The organism is Streptomyces sparsus, from assembly GCF_054776295.1.
Map to the genome: position 1 here is coordinate 1 of NZ_BAAHCA010000569.1, position 3,221 is coordinate 3,221.

The window sequence follows — 3,221 nt, forward strand, 5'->3', positions numbered from 1 at the left end:
GTCCGGCCGGCGCGGCGAGCGCCACCACCAGGCCGGCCGCCAGCGCTCCGCCGGCCACCAGCCCGGTGCCACCACCGGACCGGACCGGGGCGAGGACCAGCAGCAGGAGCGTCGTGAGCGTGACGGTCGCTGAGCCGTAGACGAGCTGTGCGAGAGTCGGACGCGGCATGGCGGGATCCGTCCTCGGGGGGTCAGATGCGGGGTCGTTCGGTCACGTCGCTTGCCGCCGAACGACTTTACGTTGCGAGATGCCCTCGGGGAACGCTCAGTAAGCGTGACCTGACCCACGGCACGGCAGCACGGGGGGCGCACGGGGTCACGGTCAGTCGTGCGTATCAACCGCCCGGCCGCGCAACCTACTTGATTGACGTGTCTAAAACAAGGACTGTCTTTTCCCCTGTCACTCGGGTCGAATGCGTCCCGTCAAGTCACCGTACTTGCAGGGGAGGACGTTGCACCCGTGACCACACCACGGAGATCCATAAGATCGAGGACCGCGGCCCTGGCCACCGCCGTTGCCGCGATGGGAGCAGCCGCGCTGCTGCCCGCCACCGCGGCGCAGGCGCAGGAGCCCGAGAACCGCCCGGCGCACCCGCAGGCGGAAGAGCCGGCGAAGCACGACCACGACCACGCCGACCACGCCGACCACAACCTCGACGGCCCGCTCACCCAGCAGCAGAACGCCCAGAAGCAGGCGGCGCTGCAGCAGTTGGCGTCCGGAAAGAAGCCCAAGACCCGCAACGGGTCGAAGGTCATGCAGCTCGGCAAGGGCAAGTTCGTCGAGATGGAGACGGTGAAGACCGACAAGATCTTCACCATCCTCATCGAGTTCGGCGACGAGGTCGACCCGCGCTTCGGCGGCGAACCCGGTCCGCTGCACAACCAGATCGCCGAGCCCGACCGCAGCGAGGACAACACCACGCTGTGGAAGGAGGACTTCGACCGGGACCACTTCACCGACGTGTACTTCGGTGACGGCGAGGACTCCCTGAAGACCTACTACGAGACCCAGTCCTCCGGTAAGTACTCGGTCGACGGCACGGTCTCCGACTGGGTGAAGGTCGAGTACAACGAGGCGCGCTACGGCAACACCGCGTGCGGCTCCAACGTCTGCGACACCGTCTGGGACGCCGTCCGCGACGGTGTGAACCAGTGGGTCGAGGACCAGAAGGCGTCCGGCAAGACCACCGCGGAGATCAAAGAGGCGCTGGCGGAGTACGACGTCTGGGACCGCTACGACCACGACGGTGACGGCGACTTCAACGAGCGCGACGGCTACCTCGACCACTTCCAGTTCGTGCACGCCGGCGAGGACGCCTCCGCCGGCGGCGGCGCGCAGGGCGACAACGCCATCTGGGCGCACCGCTGGTACGCCTACGGCACCGACTTCGGCCGCACCGGACCGGACTTCAACCAGGCCGGCGGCACCCAGATCGGCGACACCGGCGTCTGGGTCGGCGACTACACCGTGCAGCCCGAGAACGGCGGACTGGGCGTCTTCGCCCACGAGTACGCCCACGACCTCGGCCTGCCCGACCTCTACGACACCACCGGCACCGGCGAGTCGTCCGTGGCCTACTGGTCGCTGATGTCGTCCGGTTCCTGGCTCGGCAAGGGCAAGGAAGCCATCGGTGACTCGGCCGGCGAGATGACGGCCTGGGACAAGCTGACGCTGGGCTGGCTGGACTACGACACGGCGAAGGCCGCGACGCTGTCCAAGCACACCCTGAGCGCCGCGGCGGCACCGGCGAAGAACGGCAAGCGGAAGCACCCGCAGGCCCTGATCGTCGAACTCCCCGAGAAGGACGTCACCACCACCATCGTCAAGCCCGCCACCGGCAGCAAGCAGTGGTGGAGCGGCATGGGTGACGACGTGCGCAACTCGCTGACGCGCTCGGTCGACCTGACCGGCAAGGCCTCCGCCTCGCTCGACCTCAAGGGCTGGTGGGAGATCGAGCAGGGCTACGACTTCCTCTACACGCAGGTCTCCACCGACGGCGGCAGCACCTGGACGGCGCTGGACGGCACCGCGGACGGCAAGCCGATCCCGCGGGACGGCAGCGGCTCCCCGGCGCTGGACGGCCACTCCGACGGCTACGTGGACCTGTCGTACCCGCTGGACGAGTACGCGGGCGAGAAGATCGACCTGCGCTTCCACTACCGCACCGACGGCGGTGTCGCCGAACGCGGCTTCGCCGCTGACGACATCGTCATCACCGCCGACGGTGAGCCGGTGCTGGAGGACGGTGCCGAGGACGGCGACGCGGGCTGGACGGCGAGCGGGTTCGAGCGGATCGGTGAGTCCTTCACCAACTCCTACCCGCAGTACTACATCGCCGAGAACCGGCAGTACGTCTCCTACGACAAGACCCTCAAGACCGGCCCGTACAACTTCGGCTTCGCCTCCACGCGGCCGAACTGGGTCGAGCACTTCCCGTACCAGAAGGGCCTGTTGATCTGGCTGTGGGACACCTCGCAGCTCGACAACAACGTCGGTGTGCACCCGGGTGAGGGTCTGGTCCTGCCGATCGACGCGCACGCCAAGCCGGAGAAGTGGTCCAGCGGCGAACTGATGCGCAACCGCGTCCAGGCGTACGACTCGCCGTTCAGCTGGTACCCGACCAAGGGCATCACGCTGCACCAGGACGGTGAGCCGACGAAGATCAAGCCGAAGCTGGGCAAGCCCTACTTCGACGACCGCACCGGCACCTACTGGTACGAGTCGAACCCGACGGCCGGTGTGAAGGTGCCCAACACCAACACCCGCATCAGCATCGTCTCGCAGCCGCTCAACGGGAAGAAGATCACCGTTCTGGTGAGCCCGTCCAAGCTGTGGTGACCCTGCCGTGACGCCTCGGCGTCGCAGTCGGTGAGTGCAACGCGACATGACGTGATCGGTCGTCGCCCCTGGCGGGCGGCGGCCGATCGCGGTTTGATGCGTGGTGCGACGACCACGCATCAGCAGCGATCGGGGGACCTCACCCATGTCTGGAAGCGGCTACGCACGGCAGCCGGACGGCAGCGTCATCGTGGCGCTCTCCCTGCCCAGGCCGGGCGGCGGGCCCCGGGTGCGGGTCCTGGTACGGGCCGGCAACCGGCAGCGCGCCCTGACCCGGCTGCGCAACCTCGGGCTGCGGGCCGTCTACCTGCGGGGCAACACCGAACCGCCCACCCCGGACGAGGTCACGGCGGTGCTGCACCACCCGGAGGGCCTCGTCTGG

General features: G+C 68.4%; 2 protein-coding genes. Both read left to right on the forward strand.

Going from position 1 to position 3,221, the window contains the following annotated elements:
• The first annotated feature begins 460 nt into the window (after positions 1-460).
• The gene (locus ACYVE9_RS20320; protein ID WP_461029321.1) at positions 461-2,839 is read left to right on the forward strand and encodes an immune inhibitor A domain-containing protein; all 2,379 of its coding nucleotides are present in this window, start codon (positions 461-463) and stop codon (positions 2,837-2,839) included.
• Between the two features lie 145 nt (positions 2,840-2,984).
• The coding region (locus ACYVE9_RS20325) for a hypothetical protein (RefSeq protein ID WP_461029322.1) at positions 2,985-3,221 on the forward strand (237 nt) is incomplete at its 3' end.